This window comes from Paraglaciecola aquimarina (assembly GCF_032464635.1).
In the GTDB taxonomy this organism is placed as follows: Bacteria; Pseudomonadota; Gammaproteobacteria; order Enterobacterales; family Alteromonadaceae; genus Paraglaciecola; species Paraglaciecola aquimarina.
Window position 1 is genome coordinate 323,721 of record NZ_JAWDIO010000002.1, and the last position, 21,239, is coordinate 344,959.

Sequence of the window (21,239 nt, forward strand, 5' to 3'; positions counted from 1 at the left end):
GTAAAAATAAATAAAACAGGTTCAAATATGATCTTAGAGCACTCATTTGCTACAGAATTAACTGGACTGGGTAGTTATGTCAAGCCTGTTAAGTTAAATAACCCTCGATTGCAGGCGATTAACACCTCTCTTCTTGAAAGCCTAAACTTACCTCCAGAATGGAAAAATGAACAATCACTATTTGCAGCACTATTTTCTGCACAGGGCAAACTTAACCAACTAACTGTAGCCCAAAAATATGGCGGCCATCAATTTGGGCATTGGAATCCCCAATTAGGTGATGGACGCGGACTATTACTGGCTGAGGCGATTGATAAGCATCAAAATCGATGGGACATACACTTAAAAGGAGCTGGTCGTACGCCTTACTCAAGAGCCGCCGATGGTAGAGCCGTTTTACGCTCTACCATTAGGGAAGTACCTAGCAAGTGAAGCGTTGCACTATCTTGGTATACCAAGCTCGCGAGCATTGGCACTAATATCAAGTGATGAACCTCTGTACCGAGAAAAACAAGAACAAGGTGCAATGCTCCTGCGGGTTTGTCAGAGCCACATTCGTTTTGGCCACTTTGAGTATCTGACCCATAGCAAGCAGCCAGAAACACTCCAACAGTTATTCGATTATTGCTTTAAATATCATTTCACAAGCTGCCTGGAGACAGCAGATCCATATCTAGCATTACTAGAAAAAATCACCTTAGACACCGCTAAACTTATTGCCAAATGGCAAGCATTTGGATTCAATCATGGTGTCATGAATACCGATAACATGTCTATCCATGGCATTACTTTCGATTATGGCCCATACGCATTCTTAGATGATTTTGACCCTAACTTTATTTGCAATCATTCCGATCATCAAGGTCGATACTCTTTCGATAGCCAGCCTAGCATTGGCTTATGGAATTTAAACGCACTGGCGCACGCATTCACTTCACATCTAACAGTGGAGCAAATCAAACAAGCCTTAGGTCAATATGAGTCAACCTTTATCAACGAATACTCTCGGTTGATGCTTAGAAAATGTGGACTTAGTTCGGACCAGTCAAACAACTCGGCTAATACTGAAATAGTGAACGGTTGGTTAGCGTTATTATCTACAGAAAAGAAAGATTTCACGCAAAGTTTTAGGCAATTATGCGACTTTGACTGCTTGGGGCGTAATCAAATATTGCGCGAGCAATTTAATGATACAGACAAATTCGACCAATGGGCTACTCTGTATTCGAACACCTTGCTAGCACAAGGAATCCCCCAAGACCAAAGACATCAACAAATGAAACAAGCCAACCCTAAAATAATTTTACGTAACTATTTGGCTCAGCAAGCAATTGAGCAAGCAGAACAGGATGACTTCGAAATGTTCCAGCAATTATTAGCTGCACTGCAACACCCCTACGACGACAATGAGGCTTTTGAGCAATTTTCTAAGCCCCCTTCAGATTCGGGCAAACAATTAGAAATATCCTGCAGCAGTTAAACTGTGTATTCTAGGCATATTGAAACTTTGGTCACTTATACTTTTACCAATTTGCCCAGTTTGAAGGAGGATACAATGAAATATTTAATTATCACTTGTTTAAAACTGAGCCTAATCATCAACTTAAGTATCTGTGCGTTCAGCACAATGGCGCAAAGTCTCGATATCACCAGTCTAACCACAGAAATAGATCTATCAAAACACATTAAATGGACGGTCGCGCAAGACGACATTCAATTATCGGGCGTACAAAATATAAAAGACTGGCAGCAAAATCTGAATCCAGCCTCTCTTCAAGAAAATCAAAACCTATGGGGAGAGTGACTTTATTTTTTGCCCCTGATGTCAAAGAGTCCTTTCTATTGAGTATTGGTAACCCTTCTCTAGACATAGTAGATGTGTATTTATTAGACAATAAAAACCGCATTCTCAACTCTTACTTAATGGGTTCAAATAGAAAACTAGCCGACAGGCCATTTAATCATAGGCATTTCATCACCCCTATTGATAGCCAACAACAAAGTGTCACTATCTACATTAAGGTTCATAGCAAAGGGCGATTGCTCATTCCTGTCAATATCAGCAAACAGTCTTCCTTGGCGGTGACCGAACAAATACTCATGGCCGTCATTGGGTTTATAAGTGGTGGGCTCGCATTGTTATCTGCCTATTTTCTCATTACTTATATATCCATGCGCAGCCCCATAAGGTTTTGGTTCGCCTTATCAACAGCTTGTTTTGCCTTATTATTTTTAAACATTAACGGCATCCTTGGGCAAATTACCAGTATTACCGCCTACATCACCCAAATCACAGTCGTACTATCCGGCATGCTAATACTGACCACCGCCAAAGTGACTTTTGCTATTCTGGAAAAAGTACCCCCGCTGTGGCGCTATGTATTCTATTTGATTGGCAGCACTATGTTGGTAGTGGCTTTTATTTTGCCATATGAGGAACAGGTTTTACTTTCTCTGGCTCTTTCCGCATTTGCCATTTCACTGATAGCGGTACTCGCCATTTTTTACTACAGCCCTGATAAAAAAACAGCAAATATTTTTGCGGTAATTGGTTTGATGCTCATCGCTTTAAGCGCTTCTACGCAAATATATCTATTTCTAAACGATATAGCCGTCCCACAAAGTCAATTATTCATCATCGCTGTCTGCATCATGTTAGGTATTTTGTTGATTGCGCTTGCTATTGACGCCCATGAAAAAACCTTAACTCACAGGCATAGTCAGAAACAGCAATTGGCCATTAGCGACTTGCAACGCTTTTATAACCTTTTCAGAAATTCAGCCGAAGGTTTATACACATCGACCCTAGAAGGCAAACTCATTTCTGTCAATCCAGCAATGTGTAGTCTTTTTGGCTACCAAAACGAACAACAAATGTTAGACAGCATCACCAATGCCAATGAATTTTATGCCAATCCAGCAGACCGAGAACTGTTACTCGGTCAAATACTACAAAACGGCAAAGTCATCGCTAAAGAAATCAAAGGCGTTAAACAAGATGGCAGTGAATTTTGGTTTTCCATCTCAGGACAAATCAAGGAAGAGCTAGGACAGAGCTATTTATTCGGCAGCATTTTTGATATTACCGAACGAAAACAATCTGATATCAGTATAGAGTTTATGGCGTCTCATGATCCATTAACCGGCGTTTATAACCGTAGAGAGTTTGAAAAAAGACTCAACTCGGCATTAGCAAACATTCAGCAAGGTAACAATGAACTCACCCTGCTTTACATGGATTTAGATCAGTTTAAAGTCGTCAACGATACATGCGGCCATAAAGCAGGTGATTTGTTGATCAGTCAATTGTCGCAAAAAATAAACCAGGTAGTCACCGACAAAGGCATAATGGCGAGACTAGGCGGTGACGAATTTGCAGTTTTACTAGAGAACGACAATTCGCAAGTCGCTTACTTATTAGCCAATCAAATCCTTAATGTTGTCGGGGAATTCCGCTTTTTCTGGGAAAACAGTATTTTTACTTTAGGTATTAGTATTGGACAGGTTTCTTGGCAACCCAATATTACCAGCGCGGAACAAATACTCAGTATGGCTGACGCAGCTTGTTACTTAGCCAAAGAGCGGGGCAGAAACCAAATTCATACCTACTCCCAAGAAGACAAGCATGAGCAAAAACACGAGTCGGAACTAGCTTGGCTAAATAAGATAAATCAAGCAATTGATAACAACCAGCTACAGCTTTTCTATCAGCACTACCAAACATTGAATAAATCAAATTCTGGTCATCACTACGAAGTATTACTACGTATGCAAGATGAAGAAGGAAGACTAGTGGCTCCAGCTCTATTTTTACCTTCGGCAGAACGATACAATTTAACGGCGCAAATTGATCGATGGGTAACCGAAAACTATTTCAGGTGGCTGTCCAACAACCCCGCTCACTTAGCTGAATTAGCAATGGTTAATCTCAATTTGAATGGTTACTCTTTGTCAGACAAAGGCCTAAAGTTATATATTTTAAACGCCTTCGAGAAATACAAAATTCCCCATAGTAAAGTTTGCTTTCAAATTACCGAAAGTATGGCTATTTTAAAAATGGATGAAACATTGGAATTTTTTAAGACCTTCCACAAATTGGGCTGTAAATTTTCATTAGACAAATTTGGCAGTGGGTTTTCCTCCTATGTCTACTTGAAAAAGCTGCCTGTTGACCAAGTGAAAATTGACGGCAACTATGTTAAAAACATCTTAATTGACCCAGTGGACATGGCGATGGTGAGTTCGATCAAAGATGTCACCAAAACCATGGGTATCGAAACCGTTGCTGAATATGTTGAGTCAGTTGACGTAATGGTAGCGCTGGGCAAAATAGGAGTGGATTACGCACAAGGTTTTGGCGTAGCTAAACCTAAGCCTATGCAAGATTTCGAAGCTCTTTTATAAAAAGATATCCCGCGACTTTAGGATAATTATTGTATATCCCCTACCATTTAACGGATAATGCCCCATATCGGGAGTATATTATTTTTACTTGCGACAAATGTTCCCAGCAATTTATGTCCGTTTACTTGAGTGTAGTTAAATTTTCATGACCAATCCTTCAGAAAAATATCAATACGTTAGTTCAGCCAAATTACCCACTAAGTTAGGTAAATTCGCTATTCATGGTTTTGTCGAAACAGAATCCGATCAAGAACACGTAGCCCTATCCTATGGAGAATGGCAATCTGATGAAGTGGTACCCATTCGGATTCACTCAGAATGTTTAACTGGTGATGCATTATTTAGTACCCGTTGCGATTGTGGCGCGCAACTAGAAAGAGCGCTACAAAACATAGTAGAACAAGGCAAAGGGGTGTTATTGTACCTACGCCAAGAAGGCCGCGGCATAGGTCTACTCAATAAAATACAAGCTTACAAATTACAAGATGAAGGTATGGACACTGTGGAAGCAAATGAGCACTTAGGCTTTGACGCTGACCTGCGAGACTATACTATTTGTAAACTGATGTTAGACAAGTTAAATGTTAAGCATGTTAACCTTATGACCAACAACCCCAAAAAACATAAAGCGCTAATAGAAATGGGGATTAATGTCGTCGAACGTACACCTATCGATCATGGCATTACCGATGACAACCGGCATTACATACGCACCAAAACAGAAAAATTAGGTCACCAATTTTCTGAGCAACAGCTTAAAAAATAATAATACCATTCAGCTTTTGTTAAGACTTACCTGCGTATAACTTATGTTAAAGATGGTGCTCCCACCATCAATAAACAAAAGGAACGGGTTATGTTAAATCAAGCCAAATACCTAATTATTTTTCTTTGCGTGTTATGTTTTTTAATCGGTAGCGTTATCAATCTAGCCCAGGCTCAAGAGCCGACTAGACTGACAACTGCGCAACAAACCAATGAAGAGGCACAACTTAACCAAGGGCAACTCGAGCAAATATTAGCGCCTATTGCCCTTTACCCAGATACCTTGTTATCACATATTTTAGTCGCATCTACTTATCCTTTAGAAATCGTCCAAGCCGAACGTTGGCGTCAAGTAAACAAAGACCTAACTGAACAACAAACACTCGATGCGGCCGAAAGTAAAGATTGGGCGCCCAGTGTTAAAGCATTAACTCCTTTTACTGATTTATTGACCACATTAAGCACTGATTTAGATTGGCTGCAATCCTTAGGCAGTGCCTTTTTGTTTGACGAGGAGCGAGTATTAGCTAGTGTTCAAGCACTCAGACAAAAAGCTTACGCGCAAGGTAACTTAACTAATAATGAATATATTGATGTAAAACAAGATGCCGAAGAAATTGTTATTCAAAGCGTCAAAAGAGAAGTGGTATATATTCCCTTTTACGACACACGAACAGTCTATGGCAATTGGTGGTGGAACGATCACCCGCCCTACTATTGGCATAGCCCTAGCCATTATATTTGGAGTGCTGGGGTTTACTGGAGCGCAAAATTTTTAATTCGCCCCAGTTTCTATTTTAGCGGGTTTCTATGGCATGACCGTCACATCTTCGCTAACTACGGTTATCGCACCCATAAAAACAATAGACACTGGTCTAACTCACATTATTCTAAACAAAGAGTAAGAGTAACCGAACGTCCTCGTTGGACTCATAGTCAACACCACAGACGAGGTGTTCAATACAAACAAAATGGTAAGCGTATCATCCGGAATAGCGAAAATCCCAATCGATATATTTCGAATAACAGTGCCCATAGTGCAAAGAAGAAACAACAAATAGATAAGCAAAGAATACTGAATGTGGATAACTACCGACACAAAAACAATGGCTCACATTATAAAGAAGTAAAGCGTAAATTAGTGACCCACAATAATCCGGCAAACTATTCAAAACGTCGTGTCGATAAAAATACTTCTGCCAAACGAAATATAGTGAGTCAGGTGCCAAAGCATAAAGAAAGTCGACAAACCAAGAGCAATAGTTGGCGACAGCACACAGTTAATAAAACACACCAGATTAGGTCGTCTAACCATAACGCACCGGCTTTTCAACAAAGAAAGTCAACAAACAGAAAGCCGTCAAACTATCAGGCCAAGCCTCGTAGTTCTTCAGCTCAAAGAACAAATAAAGCACGCCCCGTCAAATCAATACAAAGTAGTCGGAGCAAAGAGCATCGTTAAGGACATCTATATGCAAATTAAACTAGACGATTTAACTCACCCTAAAATTGCCCTGCTGCTAGAAGAGCATCTAGCAGACATGCGGGCCACCTCGCCCGCAGAAAGTGTGCACGCTTTAGACTTGACTCAACTTAAAGCTGCCAACATCACTTTTTGGAGCGTATGGCATGAGGATGAGCTATTAGGTTGTGCTGCTTTAAAAAAAATAGGGCCTCACCACAGTGAGATAAAATCCATGCGGACTGCCCGCAAACATGTACGCAAGGGAGTTGCCGCAACATTGTTAACACATATCATTCGCTACGCCAAAGACAGGGGTATACAACACCTTAGCCTGAAACAGGCAGTCAACCGTTTTTTGCACCAGCCCATCAGCTGTATCAAAAGTTTGGATTTACATTCTGCGGTCCTTTTGCAGACTACAGCCTAGACCCGAACAGCAAGTTTATGACCTTAGATGTGAAAATAAATCTTGCTTCAATAGAACACTAATAGTGAAAACTTGATAAAATAAATCAAATTAAGCACTAGTCAAAGACAATACCAATATGAATTTTAAAGGCAGTCACATCCTTTCCGTCAACCAATTTGATCGTGAAGCCATTGAGCATGTATTTAATGTTGCCCATCAAATGCTACCCTATGCAAAAAGACAGAAACGTACCAACGTTCTCGATGGGGCAATATTAGGTAATTTGTTTTTTGAACCCAGCACCCGAACCCGAGTTAGCTTTGGTACCGCTTTTAACTTGTTAGGCGGCGAAGTAAGAGAAACCACTGGCTTAAGCAATTCAGCATTGGCCAAGGGTGAATCCCTGTACGATACTGCACGTGTGCTTAGCGGTTATTCAGACATCATAGCGATGCGTCACCCAGATGCAGGGTCGGTTGCAGAATTTGCAGAAGGTAGTCGCATTCCAGTCATCAATGGTGGAGACGGCGCTAACGAGCACCCGACACAAGCCTTGCTTGATTTATATACCATCCAAAAAGAGCTGCAAGCCCATGGTAATAATATTGATGGTATGCACATTGCCATGATCGGTGACTTGAAACATGGCAGAACAGTGCACTCTTTATCTAAACTTTTGTGCTTATTTAAGAATGTCCGATTTACCTTAATTTCTCCAAACGAACTTGCGATGCCTTCTTCTATCATAGACACCATCCAAAATTCCGGACATAAGTTCACTATTACCGAACAGTTAGAAGGTAGTCTGGATGCCGATATTTGTTATCAAACACGCATACAAGAAGAACGTTTTCCGTCACAAGAAGAAGCCAATCAGTACCGTGGAAAGTTTCGTTTAAATCAACAAATTTATACTAAGCATTTCCAATCTAAAACCGTGATCATGCACCCCTTACCTCGAGACTCTCGAGCCGAAGCAAATGAACTAGATAACGACTTAAATCTCAATCCAAATTTAGCTATTTTTCGTCAAACAGACAATGGTGTATTAGTAAGAATGGCATTATTTGCTCTCACCCTTGGTGTCGATACAATCGTTAGTCAATTTGATCAAAAAGTGCATTGGCACGTAAACAGCTAATCCATCCAAAATTACCAACAGAAAGAATTTAATATGCAAACATCTCAAAGCCTTTTCAGCCGCGCAAAAATACACATTCCTGGCGGTGTGAACTCTCCCGTTAGAGCATTTAAAGCCGTAGGCGGTACACCACCTTTTATTACTAAAGCTGATGGCCCTTATATTTTTGACGCCGACAACAAGCGTTACATCGACTACGTACAATCATGGGGTCCGATGGTATTAGGTCATAATCACCCTAGTATTCGCCAAGCCGTCATTGACTCTGCTGAAAACGGTTTAAGTTTTGGAGCCCCAACCGAGCTCGAAGTACAAATGGCAGAAAAAGTGAGTGAGCTAGTGCCATCAATGGAAATGTTACGCATGGTAAATTCCGGTACCGAAGCCACTATGAGCGCGATTCGCTTAGCAAGAGGTTTTACCAATCGAGATAAAATCCTTAAGTTCGAAGGTTGTTACCACGGCCATGCCGATGCGTTGTTAGTAAAAGCAGGCTCTGGGGCATTGACCTTTGGCGTGCCCAGCTCTCCAGGTATACCCGCAGATTTCGCAAAGCATACCTTAACGATGGAATACAATAATCTAGAATCTGTGGACCAAGCATTTGCCGAATACCCAGAAGATATTGCCTGCATCATAGTTGAACCTGTCGCCGGTAACATGAATTGCATTCCTCCTGTTGACGGATTTTTACAAGGTTTGAGAGATTTGTGTGATCAGTATGGCGCAGTGCTTATTTTTGATGAAGTGATGACAGGCTTTCGTGTTGCTCTTGGCGGCGCACAACAAAAATATGCAATTAAGCCTGACTTAACCTGTTTAGGGAAAGTCATAGGCGGCGGTATGCCAGTTGGCGCTTTTGGAGGCAGAACCGAGATAATGGAGATGTTAGCACCACTAGGCCCAGTGTATCAGGCTGGCACCTTATCAGGTAACCCCGTTGCCATGGCAGCAGGTTTAGCTTCATTGGAGCAAATTCAACAACAGGGTTTGTACCAGAAGTTGACAAAAAATACGGCAACTCTAGCCGAAGGTTTTAAGGCACTTGCGCAAAAGCATGGCATTCCCATGTCAGTGAATTATGCTGGCAGCATGTTTGGTTTATTTTTTACTGACATTGAAAAAGTGACAAACTATCAACAAGCAATTAATTGCAACACCGAGCAGTTCAACTTGTTTTATCACGGCATGTTGGAGCATGGTGTGTATATGGCGCCCGCTTCATATGAAGCAGGTTTTATGTCAGCAGCCCATACTGATGAGGTGATCCAACAAACCTTAGATATAGCCGACAAAGTATTGGCTAACGTCGCACAAGCGACAAATTAGCGCCCAGTTAAAACGACATAGCTGTTGCTACATCCGTTTGCCACAGCTATGAGTTTTCACCGACTTTCGGTAGAAGTCCAGACCATCAAAAACGAATAAATTGAGTTCAGCCCTACGAGTGCCCAATCGATTAGTGATCGGTAGCATGCTGTTTGATAAATTTGACCGATGGCGCAAAATAAGCCCCACCTGTTTCTGCAACAGTAAAATCGAGCAATTTATCGTAGTTTCCATGTTCGTCACCAAAGATCATGCTGCGCAACATATCGGTAAAAGGCTGTGGGCTACACGCGCAAGAAATAAAAAACAAGCCCTGTACCGTCATATTGCCGTAAGGCATACTTTGCCTTAGTATTTCCACACTTTTCCCTGCGGGATCTTTTAAATTTGTACGTTTGGTGTGAGCGAAGGCTGCTTTTTTATCACTAGCGAATTCAATATTATCGGCTTTACTGCGGCCGTATATTTGTTCTTGTTTTTGCTCTGCTAACAATTGCCACTTGGTCATAAGATGACGATATCGCTGCACATGAATATAACTACCACCGGCAAATTCAGGATCTTGATCACCTACAATAGCCACCTCCAGTTTATGCATACCTTTTGGGTTTTCAGTGCCGTCGACAAACCCGGTTAAGTCTCGACCGTCTAAATATCTAAAACTAGAAATTTCTTCATATAAATCCACGTGTGGCTTTAATAATTGAATGACCTCAGCCCCAATAGCGTGGCAGATATCAGCACGATCCGCTTTGATTTGAATAAACAAATCTCCTGGAGTGATAGGCGCACCACGGTCTTCGCAATGCATATCAGGAAAAGGAGCTAACTCTTGTGGTATTGATCTGGGATACAATTCGTACCAATAGTCAGTACCAATTGCAATGACCCCTGACACCATAGCTTCGTAATACTCTTCGTCATAATGATTAAACAAATCCAACACATGGGCCAACTTACCCCGCATTGCCTGCACCTCGTCATCAACCACAGTGAAGGTTAAATAAAGTGCATGTAAATTTGGCTCTGCACAAATGCCTTTTTGAGCTTGGCTCATTCTAAAACAGCCCCCGTTTATCGACACTAAAGGCGTAATATACCCCAGTTTTCACTTCACGTATAACGACTTAGAATAGTTAGCTTTTTACCAAAAAAAAGGCCCTGCATCTATAGCAGGGCCTTTCCTAAATAATGTATTGGTGGAGGTGATCCACCAACTAAATCACATTAAGACTTTTTAGTTGTGAAATCAGGGTAAGCTTCTAAGCCACACTCACTGATATCAACACCTTCAAACTCTTCTTCTTCGCTAACGCGAATACCCATAACAGCTTTAAGGATTGACCAAACAATGAAGCTAGTAACGAATACCCAAACAAAGATAGTCGCCGCACCTAATAACTGACCAGAGAAAGTTGAACCGTCGTTAGTGAAAGGAACAAGCAATAGACCTAAAAGACCAACCACACCGTGAACAGAGATAGCACCTACTGGATCATCAATCTTCAATTTATCAAGAGTAATAATACTAAGCACGACTAAAATTCCACCTAAAGCACCAAATAATGTTGCTTGTAATGCAGTCGGGGTTGAAGGCTCAGCAGTAATAGCCACTAAACCAGCTAGAGCTCCGTTTAAGGCCATTGTTAAATCAGCTTTCTTAAATAAGATATGAGCTAACAATAAAGCAGCAACCAAACCACCTGCCGCAGCAGCATTTGTGTTCAAGAATACAATAGCAACCGAATTAGCGCTTTCTACAGTAGCCGTTGCTAGTACAGAACCACCGTTAAAACCAAACCAACCCATCCATAAAATAAATGTACCTAGAGTAGCTAGCGGTAAGTTAGCGCCAAGGATAGCGTTGACACGACCGTCAGCACCAAATTTACCTTTACGAGCACCTAATAGTAGTACGCCTGCTAAAGCAGCAGCAGCACCTGCCATGTGTACAATACCAGAACCAGCGAAATCAGAGAAACCGTTGTCGCCTAGGTTATACATACCAAATACGTCATCGCCATTCCAAGTCCAAGCACCTTCCATTGGATAGATGAAACCTGTCAATACAACAGCAAAAGCTAAGAAAGCCCAAAGCTTCATACGCTCAGCAACCGCACCAGAAACGATAGACATTGCTGTCGCTACGAATACAACCTGGAAGAAGAAATCTGCAGAAGGAGCATAAGTTGCAGGATCTTCAGCCACACCTGTAGCACCATCAGCCATAAGACCATCAAGGAATATTCCGCCACCATACATAATGTCATAACCGCAAATCATATACATGATGCAGGCAATCGCATACAACGAAACGTTTTTGGTCAAGATTTCGGTGGTGTTTTTTGCACGAACTAAACCGGCTTCGAGCATAGTAAAACCTGCGGCCATCCACATAACCAATGCGCCACAGATCAAAAAGTAAAAGGTATCTAGGGCATAGCCCAATTCAAAAGTAATTTCCATGTCTATCTCCTCAATATCTAGATGGCTTCGCCATCGGTTTCGCCAGTACGGATTCGAACGGCATGCTCTAAGTCATAAACGAACACCTTGCCGTCACCAATTTTTCCAGTTTTAGCGGCACCTACAATGGCTTCTACTAAACGTTCGACATGTTCATCTTTTACGCCTACTTCAAGTTTAACTTTTGGTAAGAAGTCCACCTGATACTCAGCGCCACGATACAATTCAGTATGACCTTTTTGACGACCAAAGCCTTTAACTTCAGTTACGGTAAGACCATCGATTCCTATTTCGGAAATTGCTTCGCGCACATCGTCAAGCTTGAATGGCTTAATGATCGCAGTTACTAATTTCATGTTGTCGCTCCCAGTGTTTTTATTTATATAAATGGTTCAAAACTACAAACCATAAAACAAATCCTATGCCACAAATTATTAAGCTTAAATATCAACAACTTAATAGTAAACGCCACTATAATTCACTGGCTTTTAGCACTTTACAGGTGCACAATTAATCACTTGCACCAATAAAGGGCACACTGGTTAATTAATTGTTAACGGACAGGAATGATTTTTCAGGAAAAAAATGCAATAGTGAATTGAGTTTAATCTCCAATCTCAGCATAAGGCCAAATATGAAATTTGAAATCACATCACAAGACGACATTTCTTGCATTACGTTGCGAGGAACCCTCAATGCTTTAGATATGATTTTCATGATCCAAAGTCCTGAATACCAAGAAGCCATATCAGCCAATAGAAAACTATTGTTTGATTACACTGAAGTAGATGACTTTAAACTAACGCCTGAAGACGTGATGGGTATAACCCTGCTAGGTAAAAAAGTCTAGACAGATTCAGCGCTTCACATTTAGCGGTGATAGTAAACGATGATCAAAAAGTAACAATACAGAAAATTAGTCAGGCTATATTCGAAAATACCGACACCAAAATCGATGTAACTGATGATAAACGAGAGGCAATGAAGATATTACAATTGGGCATTTAACGAGAAGTTAATATCCAGAACTCAAGTTAGATAATAAAAATCGGGTCTAGAAGCAAGATGGCGCAGGACTGAATATTGAACTAATTCCCTCCGCGAGACTCTACTACAACTCAATTGTGGTTAATTTCTAGTCTGTTTGAGTGCTTAAAAAAAATAAAACGTTACTTATTACCATTTTTCTATCAGTGATTGTCCATATCATCGTTTTGTTGATTCTGCGCAATTCAGTCAGCAATGCCAACAAGAGCCCCCCAAACAACGAACCAATAACCTGATACAAGCTAAATTATTATTTGAATTACCAAAACCACCAGTAGTGAAAACTCAAGCACCACCTACTCAGCCTGAAGAGCAACCACCTTTACCCAAGCCTGCGCCGTCCCTAAAACCCAACAGAATCTCTACTGAACTAGAGCCAATTGAAGTAGTAGCGAGCCATCCCAACCCCACACCTATCCCTACTCAGCAAGAGATTAAGCCACAGACTAAAGACAAACCTGTAACAGCACCACCACAAGTCCCCAGAGTCGAAGAACAAATTGCCACTCCTGTCGAACCAACAAGCTCAACCGTAATAAATAGCCAATTTACAGGAACAGCAGGCAAACATGTGCAAGCATTAAATCAACAAAAAGATGCCCAAATGGCCCGAGAAGCTAGAGAATATTATCAGCAACAGAAAAACTCCCCAACGCTTGATACGACTAACAGAAATAGGTTTGCCAGTGAAGATGAAAAGTTGTTAGACAAAACAAAAGTGCGGGCAAATTGTGATGGTATAACGAGAAAAACCGCTTCAGTTTTGCTGGGCATTATGGGCGCAAGAATTGATTGTACAAGCAAGCCCGATATCAACACCTACATTAACAAACACGTCAATAAAGAAGAATTGCTCGACGCTAAATATAAACAATCACAACATAAACACCCCCGGTCCATCGTAATCCAAGATCCCCCCAATCAAGACACCCATCAAGATCCCCCCAATCAAGACACCCATGATTAAATTCGACGAATCCGCAATTTGAACTAGACTAATGGTAGTGATTCAACCAAGGATGGCCATGATGCCTCAGTCTCGTAAAAGCCAAATCAGTTTAGTCGACACCCCTTATTATCATTGTGTTTCACGCTGTGTTCGCCGTTCATTTTTGTGTGGTGAAGATACGTTGACAGGCCAGAGCTATGAACATAGGCGGGCTTGGGTTGAAACACGCTTGCTTCATTTAAGCCGCATCTTTGCTATTGATATTTGCGCCTATGCGGTGATGAGCAATCACACTCATGTGGTGCTGTGTGTGAACAAACCCTTGGCTGAGCGCTGGACGGTGAAACAAGTGCTCGTTCGCTGGCATCAACTGCATAAAGGCACCTTGTTGTCGCAGCGGTTTATGCGAGATGACACGTTGAGCAAGAGTGAGCGGCATACCCTTCTAGAAACCGTTGAAATTTACCGGCTGCGTTTGTATGACATCAGTTGGTTGATGCGTAATCTCAATGAGTACATAGCCCGAGAAGCCAACAAAGAAGATGCCTGCACTGGCAGATTCTGGGAAGGACGGTTTAAGTCTCAAGCACTACTCGATAAATCAGCCCTACTGGCTTGCATGGCTTACGTGGACTTAAACCCCATTCGCGCCAATATGGCCAACACACCTGAGGACTCTGACCACACCAGTATTCAAACTCGGATACAAGCTTTGAGACACCACCAGCAACCCAGAGGTTTAATGCCATTTGTTGGCAACCCCAGGCAAAACATGCCGAGAGGCATCGCTTTTTCACTAAAAGATTACTGCGACCTCATCGACACCACAGGTCGTGTTATCAGAGATGATAAGTCAGGATTAATCGATACACAGCAACAGCCCATTCTACAAAGGCTAGGCCTAAACAACGAACAATGGCTGACCTTAACCACCGAATTCGAAAAACACTTTTGTTATGCCGTAGGCAGTGAACATTTAATGCGAAACTTCAGCCTACATACCCAACATCAAAAAATACGAGGCATAGGTAAAGCCAAAGCCCTACTTAAACACGCTTAGCCTTTTTCTAACTTCGCAGACCTTTATCAACATCACTGTTGAAGCCAGACACGCCTGATATTCACCACCCCCCACAAAATCACGTCATCATACCCGCTAACATCGTCAATTTAGTTGTCTTGAGCATAATTTAAACCGAATGGATTAGAAAAGCGGGAGCTAAGATGGTTTAAGAGCCATTGCTATTTATGGGTGTCTTAATTGGAACACATTCTACAAAGGCTAGGCCTAAACAACGAACAATGGTTGACCTTAACCACAGAATTCGAAAAGCACTTTTGTTACGCTGTAGGCAGTGAACATTTAATGCGAAACTTCAGCCTACACACCCAACATCAAAAAATACGAGGCATAGGTAAAGCCAAAGCCCTACTTAAACACGCTTAGCCTTTTTTCCAAAGTAACAAACCTCATCAACATCGCTGTTGAGAATTAGCACGCCTGATATTCACCACACCCCACAAAATCACGTCATCATACCCGTTAACATCTTCAATTTAGTTGTCTTGAGCATAATTTAAACCGAATGGATTAGAAAAGCGGGAGCTAAGATGGTTTAAGAGCCATTGCTATTTATGGGTGTCTTAATTGGAACATCTTAGTGAGCAATTCATAACGTAATTATGATCACAAATCTATGCTAATTGGTATTGCTGCTTTCGTCTGCACAACTCGGTGGTGTTCTGCTGTTAATCGAAAATTTTCTGCCACCATTTTTTCGGTTTTTCTGGTATCCGCGACTCGCCAAAACATTTTTTGGGTACCGCTGGCAATGCGTCGGTAATGGCCGGTACGCTGTAAGTATCTTTACAGCCAGCTTTACTTAATTGACCTGTTCTATTGTCAAAGTGGCTGATAGCAAGACCAGAGGGGAAACGCCTAACTAAAGACTTGGGCTCTTGTTGTTGCTGGTAGCCAATGAACAACTGCATAGCTCCACTGGCACCACTTAAGTTGACGGGTTGGTTGTTATCTTTTCCTATCCAACTGGTGATCAACATATTTTTGTCAAAGCCACTAAACCAACTGTCGCGGTAATCATCTGTGGTGCCAGTTTTTCCTGCCATATTTACATTTGGAAATTTAGCTTTAATACTTTTCGCAGTGCCTTCTAATGTGACTTTATGCAGGGCATAGTTTAATAAGTAAGTGGCTTTTTCATCCACCCGTTGCTCTGGGATAAATTCGAAACTCCACAATAAGGTGTTATCAGGTGAGACAATATCGGTTATCGAGTGCAGTGGGATGTAACGACCATTATTAGCAATGGTTTGATACATTTGGTTGACCTGCAAAGGTGAAAAGTTTACCGCTCCCAATGTCATGGCTGGATACAGTTGAATTTCTTCTTCTACGCCTAAACGCCATATAGTGTCTGCTATCGTGCCCAAGCCTAAATTCATACCTAATGTAACAGTGGGAACGTTGAGTGATTTGCTCAAAGCAGTAAGCAAAGGTACTTGCCCTCTAAACTTTTTATCTGAATTTTGTGGTTGCCATAACTTACCTTGGGTGCTTTTTAGCTTAATAGGTTCGTCCATTAACAAGGTAGCCAAATTATAATCGGCAGCTTGCTCAAGAGCAGTTAAATAGATGGCCGGTTTAATTAACGAACCAATCGCCCGCTTGGCATCGAGCGCTCGGTTAAAACCAGCGTAATTAGCTTCACGACCGCCAACTATTGAGCGCACTTCTCCAGAATCAATATCAGTGACTATCATGGCGGCTTCAAAGCCGGTTTTACCAATGCGGTTCTCTTGTTTAACGACACCTTCGCTGACTGCCCGTTCAGCCTTAAATTGAGCGTTAGAATCTAAGGTGGTAAACACTTTTACCCCTGACGCTAAAATATCTGGATTATCTACAACTTGTTTTAATTCGCGCCTGACCATGTCCATAAATGCCGGATGCTTGTCTTTTTGCAAGCTTTTGCCGATAGCCAGCTTAATTGGCTTTTTCACTAACACTTCGTATTCGTTTGCAGTTAATTGATGAGCTTCAAACATCATACGCAACACTAAATTACGCCTGGTGGTTACCCGTTCAGGATGACGTTTAGGGTTGTAATAAGATGGACCTTTGATAATCCCAACCAACATAGCCATTTCATCAATGCTTAATTCGTTTAACGGACGAGCAAAATAAAAGTAGCTAGCTAGGCCAAAACCATATACGCCAGTATTGCCGTTCTGTCCCAAAAACACTTCGTTCAAATACGCTTGTAAAATGGTTTCTTTGCTGTATCTAAGCTCAATGATTAAGGCCATTAAGGCTTCTTTGGCTTTACGAGTAATAGATTGCTCGCGGGTTAGAAATAGGTTTTTCACCAACTGCTGAGTCAAGGTGCTGCCACCTTGTACTGTGCGCCCAGCAGAAATATTGGCGATCAATGCACGCATAATAGACAAAGGTGCAATACCATAATGTTGATAAAAGTCGTTATCTTCAACCGCGACTAACGCTTGGGTCAATAATGGCGGCACATCGGCCATATTTACCAACATGCGATCTTCTCGCTCACTGCTTTGCAGGCGAGTAACCAGCCAAGGTTCAAGATAGATATCGTTAATACTCTGCCGTGTATCTAACTCTAAGATCTCGCTTATTCTTTGACTATTAATGCTAATTTCAATGTTACGCAATGGTTCACTGCCGTGCGCAAAGTCAAACTTCCTCCTCTGTATTCGGATCCGCTTACCTAATACTTGGTATTCACCAGAACTATCAGCCCGGATCACACGCCTGTATCCCAAGAGCTTTAACTCTTCTTCGATTTCTTGAATGGTGATTTCTTGTTTTACAGCAAGATGCATTGGCCTAGCAAAAATTTGTGCGGGAACTTGCCATTTGTTACCGGCAAATTTTTGACTAATTTGTGCATCTAAATAGACACAGTAACTGCCAAGCACTAGGGCAAAAATGAAAGACAGTTTAAGCCAATGACGACACAACCAGCGAAACGGATTTAGCCTACGCCACATTGATTCTTTTACTGCTTTGTTTTTGCCTGACTTAGCGCTAGATACTCGGGACTTATTTGCTGCTGGTTTACTCATTATTTAATATTCATTCTTTTTTTAGTAGTGGTTGTGGCTGGCGATGTAGCTGGGCTGTCTGGCCAGAAGTGACGCGGGTAACGGCCTTTCATTTCCTTTTGCACTTGTTGATAACTGCCTTGCCAAAAACCCGGTAAATCTTGCGTAGTTTGAATCGGCCTTTGCGCCGGCGACAGTAACTCAATTGTAAGGGCTATTTGTCCCAAACCAATAACAGGGTGCTCACGCATACCGTACATCTCTTGCATTCTAACGGATAAGGTTACCTTATTCGACTCAGTATAAATCAGTCGCCCGTGTCTACCGCTAGGCAGCAGTAATTTTTCTGGTAATAGTTTATCCAATTCTTGTTGCTGTTGATAATCTAATTGGCTTTTAAGTTGTTGCAAAAATTGACATTGAGACAATTGCTGCCAAGTAGTTTTGTCAGACAAATATGGCAATAACCATAAGTCAGCACTATGCAAAAGTCCTTGCTCTGAAAAGTCAGGCCAAACATTGTCTTTGTTTAAATCGCTCGCCAATCTAACCCGGAATATGTATTGCCAACTGTCATCATCAAAAGGTAACGCCGCGATGCCTTTTTTTACAATTACCTGCTGCCACATATTTACAATTTGCTCTGCGGAAGGTCGAGCCATTGGCTGTTTTTGGATAACAATTTCACCTAGTAATTTGCGCTTCTGAGCGCTAATTTTTTGTTGGCTCTCGTCCCATTGCAACACTTCGCTTTCGTTGAGCAAATAAGCGAAGTGTTGTTCAATTTGGGCTAAGGAAATGGGTTCAGCGTAACGTATTCTTGCATTATTTTGTTGCCTGTCGTTGCCTTGCTTGTCAGTCGACAACATAGCTGCGACTGCTAGCCATTTTTGTTCTAGCAGCTCATCATCTTTAAAGAGCATAGCGCCAGCACCATTTGCTAATTGATAACTTTCGTTACTCCGCTGCTTAGCCAACCAAACAGGAAACGCAAAACCTACTAACACCGCTACATCAATAAAAGGCCAGTCGACAAGCGCACAAGATAATTTTTTATGCCATAAACGAATAATTTGCCAAATAGCGTGATTTTTTTGTTTTAACAAAAAATGCAGACGAGCGGAAATTTCTGCTCCCGTAGATTGGCCGTTATAACGAGGCATAGGGTCTTTACTTTCAAACAAAGCTGCCAAAGCGCAGGCTAAACTTAAATGTGCTGGGCTGATTTTCTGACTTTTTAATAACATAACAGCGATCGATGCATTACAACCCAGAGCATGCACTTGTCTGCCGAGAGACGTTAATCCTTGTTTGCTATCAAATACATTTAGCCGATTTAAAAGGTCTCGCCCTTGAGCTAATTGAGCATCACTTGGATAGTCTATCAACTGCAATTCTTTTACGTCAGCCCCCCAGACAGCACTTTCTAGAATAAAACTACTCATGTCACTTTGTAATATTTCAGGGGGATTGTGGGGCTAACCTATCTTGCTGTTCCTTGCTCCATAATCGGTAGCAAGTGCCTGCTGCTAAACGCCCTGCTCGGCCAGCCCTTTGCACCGCAGATGCTTGAGAAATTCTGCGCGTTTGCAAATGGGTTATGCCACGGTTTAAATCAAATATGGCATTTTTTTCAATGCCACTGTCTACCACCCATTCAATGCCTTCAATTGTTAAACTGGTTTCTGCAATATTGGTCGCTAGCACAATTTTACGTCTACCTTGAGGAGCAGGTCGTAGTGCCTTATCTTGTAAATGTTTAGCTAAGTCAGAATACAAGCGGTGAATAACGACTTGCTCGGCCCCGTTATTCACAAAGTACTGTTCAAGCCATTCTGCTGTGTGATTGATTTCTGCGGCACCGGGCAGAAATACCAAGCCATCTTTTTGCTGCAGAGCAAATGCATCCACGGTTAAACGGCAGGCATTTTCTACTAAGTTATGGTTGGCATTAGGCGCCCGATAGACCAAATCAACTGGATAGCTTCTGCCCAACGACTCAAGTATTTTGGCATCGGGTAATAATCGACTAATAGCCGCTACGTCCAGAGTCGCAGACATAACCAACAATCGTAAGTCGTCACGCAGCGCCTGCTGCACTTCAATACACAGAGCCAACGAAAAATCAGCATGTAGATTACGCTCGTGGAATTCATCAAAAATCACCAAAGCCACTTCGGGCAATTCTGGTTGATTTTGTAACATACGCGTTAAAATACCTTCTGTGACGATCTCTAATCGAGTGTTAGCACTGACTTTATTTTCACCACGAATGCGATAACCTACTGTTTGTCCAACCGCTTCATTAAGCTGCTCAGCCAAATATATCGCTATGTTACGAGCGGCAATACGCCTAGGTTGTAGCAGGATAATTTTTTTATGTGTAAACATATCTAAATTAAGTAACGACAAGGGCAGACACGTTGACTTGCCGGCACTCAGGCGGAGCCACTACAATTCCGTCACCTTTTGCTAATTGGGCGTGTAAATCGGATAAAATTTCTTGTACTGGCAGCAACTGAATTCTCTTAGAATGAGTTCGGTATAATGACGCTGATCATATCAAACTTATTGAATAACCTAAGTATTGGATTAAAAAACAGGAAAAATAATATGCGAGCATTTTTAGGTTTATCACCCGACGCCTCAACAAAATTAGCGATTGAAGCTTGGCGCAATAAGGCGTTGCCTTGTTTTAGCTCACCGGTCCCAGCGGCAAATTTTCACGTAACCTTAGCATTTCTAGGCCAAGTGAATACTAAACAGTTAGACAAATTAACCAGCCAAATTGACGCAACGATTAACTCAAGAGCACAACCTAAGGCATTCCCTGTTAACTTAGATTTTATGGGCTACTGGGCCAAACCTAAAGCTTGCTGGTTGGGCAGTGAGCATACTCACAGTAGCCACCAGCAGTTAGTTAGCCAATTGCAAAGAATAGCAAAAAGTAGTGGTTTAATTATCTCTAAACAAGAGTATATCGCCCATCTGACCCTAGCGAGAAAGTGTGCCATTGAACCGCCAGCGCCACTAATCCCCCCACAATTTGGTTGGCAAGCTAAGGCGTTTCATTTATTTGAATCTGTTTCGAGCGCCCATGGTGTGTCTTACCACATTCGACAATCGTGGCCGCTAGATATGACTTTTAGCTTCCAACAATAAAATCCCT

The 21,239-nt window shown here is 41.8% G+C and carries 16 protein-coding genes and 3 pseudogenes; 13 read left to right on the top strand and 6 right to left on the bottom strand.

What is annotated here, in order from left to right:
• The first annotated feature begins 27 nt into the window (after positions 1-27).
• From RS130_RS02205 to hemL, 8 genes and pseudogenes are all read left to right on the top strand, one after another.
• A pseudogene (locus RS130_RS02205) lies at positions 28-1,480 on the top strand (protein adenylyltransferase SelO).
• Between the two features lie 75 nt (positions 1,481-1,555).
• Positions 1,556-1,804, top strand: a complete 249-nt coding sequence (locus RS130_RS02210) for a hypothetical protein (RefSeq protein WP_316024597.1) — start codon at positions 1,556-1,558, stop codon at positions 1,802-1,804.
• The gene (locus tag RS130_RS02215) at positions 1,792-4,404 is read left to right on the top strand and encodes an EAL domain-containing protein (RefSeq protein ID WP_316024598.1); all 2,613 of its coding nucleotides are present in this window, start codon (positions 1,792-1,794) and stop codon (positions 4,402-4,404) included. Before RS130_RS02210 ends, RS130_RS02215 begins: the two co-directional genes overlap by 13 nt.
• Before the next feature lie 145 nt (positions 4,405-4,549).
• Positions 4,550-5,170, top strand: coding sequence for a GTP cyclohydrolase II (ribA, locus tag RS130_RS02220; RefSeq protein ID WP_316024599.1), 621 nt, complete (start codon positions 4,550-4,552; stop codon positions 5,168-5,170).
• 90 nt (positions 5,171-5,260) lie between these two features.
• A complete protein-coding gene (locus tag RS130_RS02225; protein WP_316024600.1) occupies positions 5,261-6,631 on the top strand; it encodes a DUF3300 domain-containing protein in 1,371 nt (456 codons plus the stop codon).
• Positions 6,632-6,641: 10 nt separating this feature from the next.
• Positions 6,642-7,123, top strand: a pseudogene (locus tag RS130_RS02230) (GNAT family N-acetyltransferase).
• Between the two features lie 56 nt (positions 7,124-7,179).
• The gene (locus RS130_RS02235) at positions 7,180-8,184 is read left to right on the top strand and encodes an aspartate carbamoyltransferase (protein WP_316024601.1); all 1,005 of its coding nucleotides are present in this window, start codon (positions 7,180-7,182) and stop codon (positions 8,182-8,184) included.
• A gap of 33 nt (positions 8,185-8,217) precedes the next feature.
• A complete protein-coding gene (gene hemL / locus RS130_RS02240; protein WP_316024602.1) occupies positions 8,218-9,513 on the top strand; it encodes a glutamate-1-semialdehyde 2,1-aminomutase in 1,296 nt (431 codons plus the stop codon).
• Between the two features lie 130 nt (positions 9,514-9,643).
• Here the strand turns inward: hemL and RS130_RS02245 are convergent, their stop codons facing one another.
• The 3 genes from RS130_RS02245 to RS130_RS02255 all read right to left on the bottom strand — a co-directional run bounded on the left by RS130_RS02245 (position 9,644) and on the right by RS130_RS02255 (position 12,335).
• The gene (locus RS130_RS02245) at positions 9,644-10,570 is read right to left on the bottom strand and encodes a Dyp-type peroxidase (protein ID WP_316024603.1); all 927 of its coding nucleotides are present in this window, start codon (positions 10,568-10,570) and stop codon (positions 9,644-9,646) included.
• A 170-nt stretch (positions 10,571-10,740) separates the two neighbouring features.
• Complete coding sequence (locus RS130_RS02250; RefSeq protein WP_316024604.1) at positions 10,741-11,979, bottom strand: ammonium transporter; 1,239 nt, start codon at positions 11,977-11,979, stop codon at positions 10,741-10,743.
• A gap of 17 nt (positions 11,980-11,996) precedes the next feature.
• Complete coding sequence (locus RS130_RS02255; protein WP_158972284.1) at positions 11,997-12,335, bottom strand: P-II family nitrogen regulator; 339 nt, start codon at positions 12,333-12,335, stop codon at positions 11,997-11,999.
• Between the two features lie 278 nt (positions 12,336-12,613).
• Between RS130_RS02255 and RS130_RS02260 the strand changes: the two genes are divergently transcribed.
• The 4 genes and pseudogenes from RS130_RS02260 to RS130_RS02275 form a co-directional block, all read left to right on the top strand.
• Positions 12,614-12,829 carry a hypothetical protein gene (locus RS130_RS02260; protein ID WP_316024605.1) on the top strand — a complete coding sequence of 72 codons (216 nt, stop codon included), beginning with the start codon at positions 12,614-12,616 and terminating at the stop codon, positions 12,827-12,829.
• Positions 12,830-13,303: 474 nt separating this feature from the next.
• Positions 13,304-13,993: a hypothetical protein gene (locus RS130_RS02265; RefSeq protein WP_316024606.1), complete on the top strand. Its 690-nt coding sequence runs from the start codon at positions 13,304-13,306 to the stop codon at positions 13,991-13,993.
• 61 nt (positions 13,994-14,054) lie between these two features.
• On the top strand, positions 14,055-15,035 hold the full coding sequence (locus tag RS130_RS02270) for a transposase (RefSeq protein WP_316027950.1): 981 nt from the start codon (positions 14,055-14,057) through the stop codon (positions 15,033-15,035).
• A 210-nt stretch (positions 15,036-15,245) separates the two neighbouring features.
• Positions 15,246-15,422: pseudogene (locus tag RS130_RS02275) on the top strand (transposase); the annotation flags it as partial.
• 302 nt (positions 15,423-15,724) lie between these two features.
• On the opposite strand, the gene mrcB reads toward RS130_RS02275, so the two are convergent.
• Genes mrcB through RS130_RS02290 form a run of 3 tightly spaced genes read right to left on the bottom strand, consistent with a single transcriptional unit; the run spans position 15,725 to position 20,482 of the window.
• Entirely contained in the window at positions 15,725-18,091 is a 2,367-nt protein-coding gene (mrcB, locus tag RS130_RS02280) for a penicillin-binding protein 1B (protein ID WP_316024607.1), read from the bottom strand.
• Entirely contained in the window at positions 18,091-19,515 is a 1,425-nt protein-coding gene (locus tag RS130_RS02285) for an ATP-dependent helicase C-terminal domain-containing protein (RefSeq protein WP_316024608.1), read from the bottom strand. The genes mrcB and RS130_RS02285 overlap by 1 nt, the downstream gene beginning before the upstream one ends.
• A gap of 16 nt (positions 19,516-19,531) precedes the next feature.
• Positions 19,532-20,482, bottom strand: coding sequence for a helicase-related protein (locus tag RS130_RS02290; protein ID WP_316024609.1), 951 nt, complete (start codon positions 20,480-20,482; stop codon positions 19,532-19,534).
• Positions 20,483-20,683: 201 nt separating this feature from the next.
• Here RS130_RS02290 and thpR point away from each other — a divergent pair, with 201 nt between their 5' ends.
• On the top strand, positions 20,684-21,232 hold the full coding sequence (gene thpR / locus RS130_RS02295; protein ID WP_316024610.1) for an RNA 2',3'-cyclic phosphodiesterase: 549 nt from the start codon (positions 20,684-20,686) through the stop codon (positions 21,230-21,232).
• The last annotated feature ends 7 nt before the right edge of the window (positions 21,233-21,239 follow it).

Excerpts from the sequence above, each read along its gene's own strand:
- RS130_RS02210 (WP_316024597.1), top strand. The coding sequence starts at position 1,556 with ATGAAATATTTAATTATCACTTGTTTAAAACTGAGCCTAATCATCAAC.
- RS130_RS02215 (WP_316024598.1), top strand. The coding sequence starts at position 1,792 with ATGGGGAGAGTGACTTTATTTTTTGCCCCTGATGTCAAAGAGTCCTTT.
- ribA (WP_316024599.1), top strand. The coding sequence starts at position 4,550 with ATGACCAATCCTTCAGAAAAATATCAATACGTTAGTTCAGCCAAATTA.
- RS130_RS02225 (WP_316024600.1), top strand. The coding sequence starts at position 5,261 with ATGTTAAATCAAGCCAAATACCTAATTATTTTTCTTTGCGTGTTATGT.
- RS130_RS02235 (WP_316024601.1), top strand. The coding sequence starts at position 7,180 with ATGAATTTTAAAGGCAGTCACATCCTTTCCGTCAACCAATTTGATCGT.
- hemL (WP_316024602.1), top strand. The coding sequence starts at position 8,218 with ATGCAAACATCTCAAAGCCTTTTCAGCCGCGCAAAAATACACATTCCT.
- RS130_RS02245 (WP_316024603.1), bottom strand. The coding sequence starts at position 10,570 with ATGAGCCAAGCTCAAAAAGGCATTTGTGCAGAGCCAAATTTACATGCA.
- RS130_RS02250 (WP_316024604.1), bottom strand. The coding sequence starts at position 11,979 with ATGGAAATTACTTTTGAATTGGGCTATGCCCTAGATACCTTTTACTTT.
- RS130_RS02255 (WP_158972284.1), bottom strand. The coding sequence starts at position 12,335 with ATGAAATTAGTAACTGCGATCATTAAGCCATTCAAGCTTGACGATGTG.
- RS130_RS02260 (WP_316024605.1), top strand. The coding sequence starts at position 12,614 with ATGAAATTTGAAATCACATCACAAGACGACATTTCTTGCATTACGTTG.
- RS130_RS02270 (WP_316027950.1), top strand. The coding sequence starts at position 14,055 with ATGCCTCAGTCTCGTAAAAGCCAAATCAGTTTAGTCGACACCCCTTAT.
- mrcB (WP_316024607.1), bottom strand. The coding sequence starts at position 18,091 with ATGAGTAAACCAGCAGCAAATAAGTCCCGAGTATCTAGCGCTAAGTCA.
- RS130_RS02285 (WP_316024608.1), bottom strand. The coding sequence starts at position 19,515 with ATGAGTAGTTTTATTCTAGAAAGTGCTGTCTGGGGGGCTGACGTAAAA.
- thpR (WP_316024610.1), top strand. The coding sequence starts at position 20,684 with ATGCGAGCATTTTTAGGTTTATCACCCGACGCCTCAACAAAATTAGCG.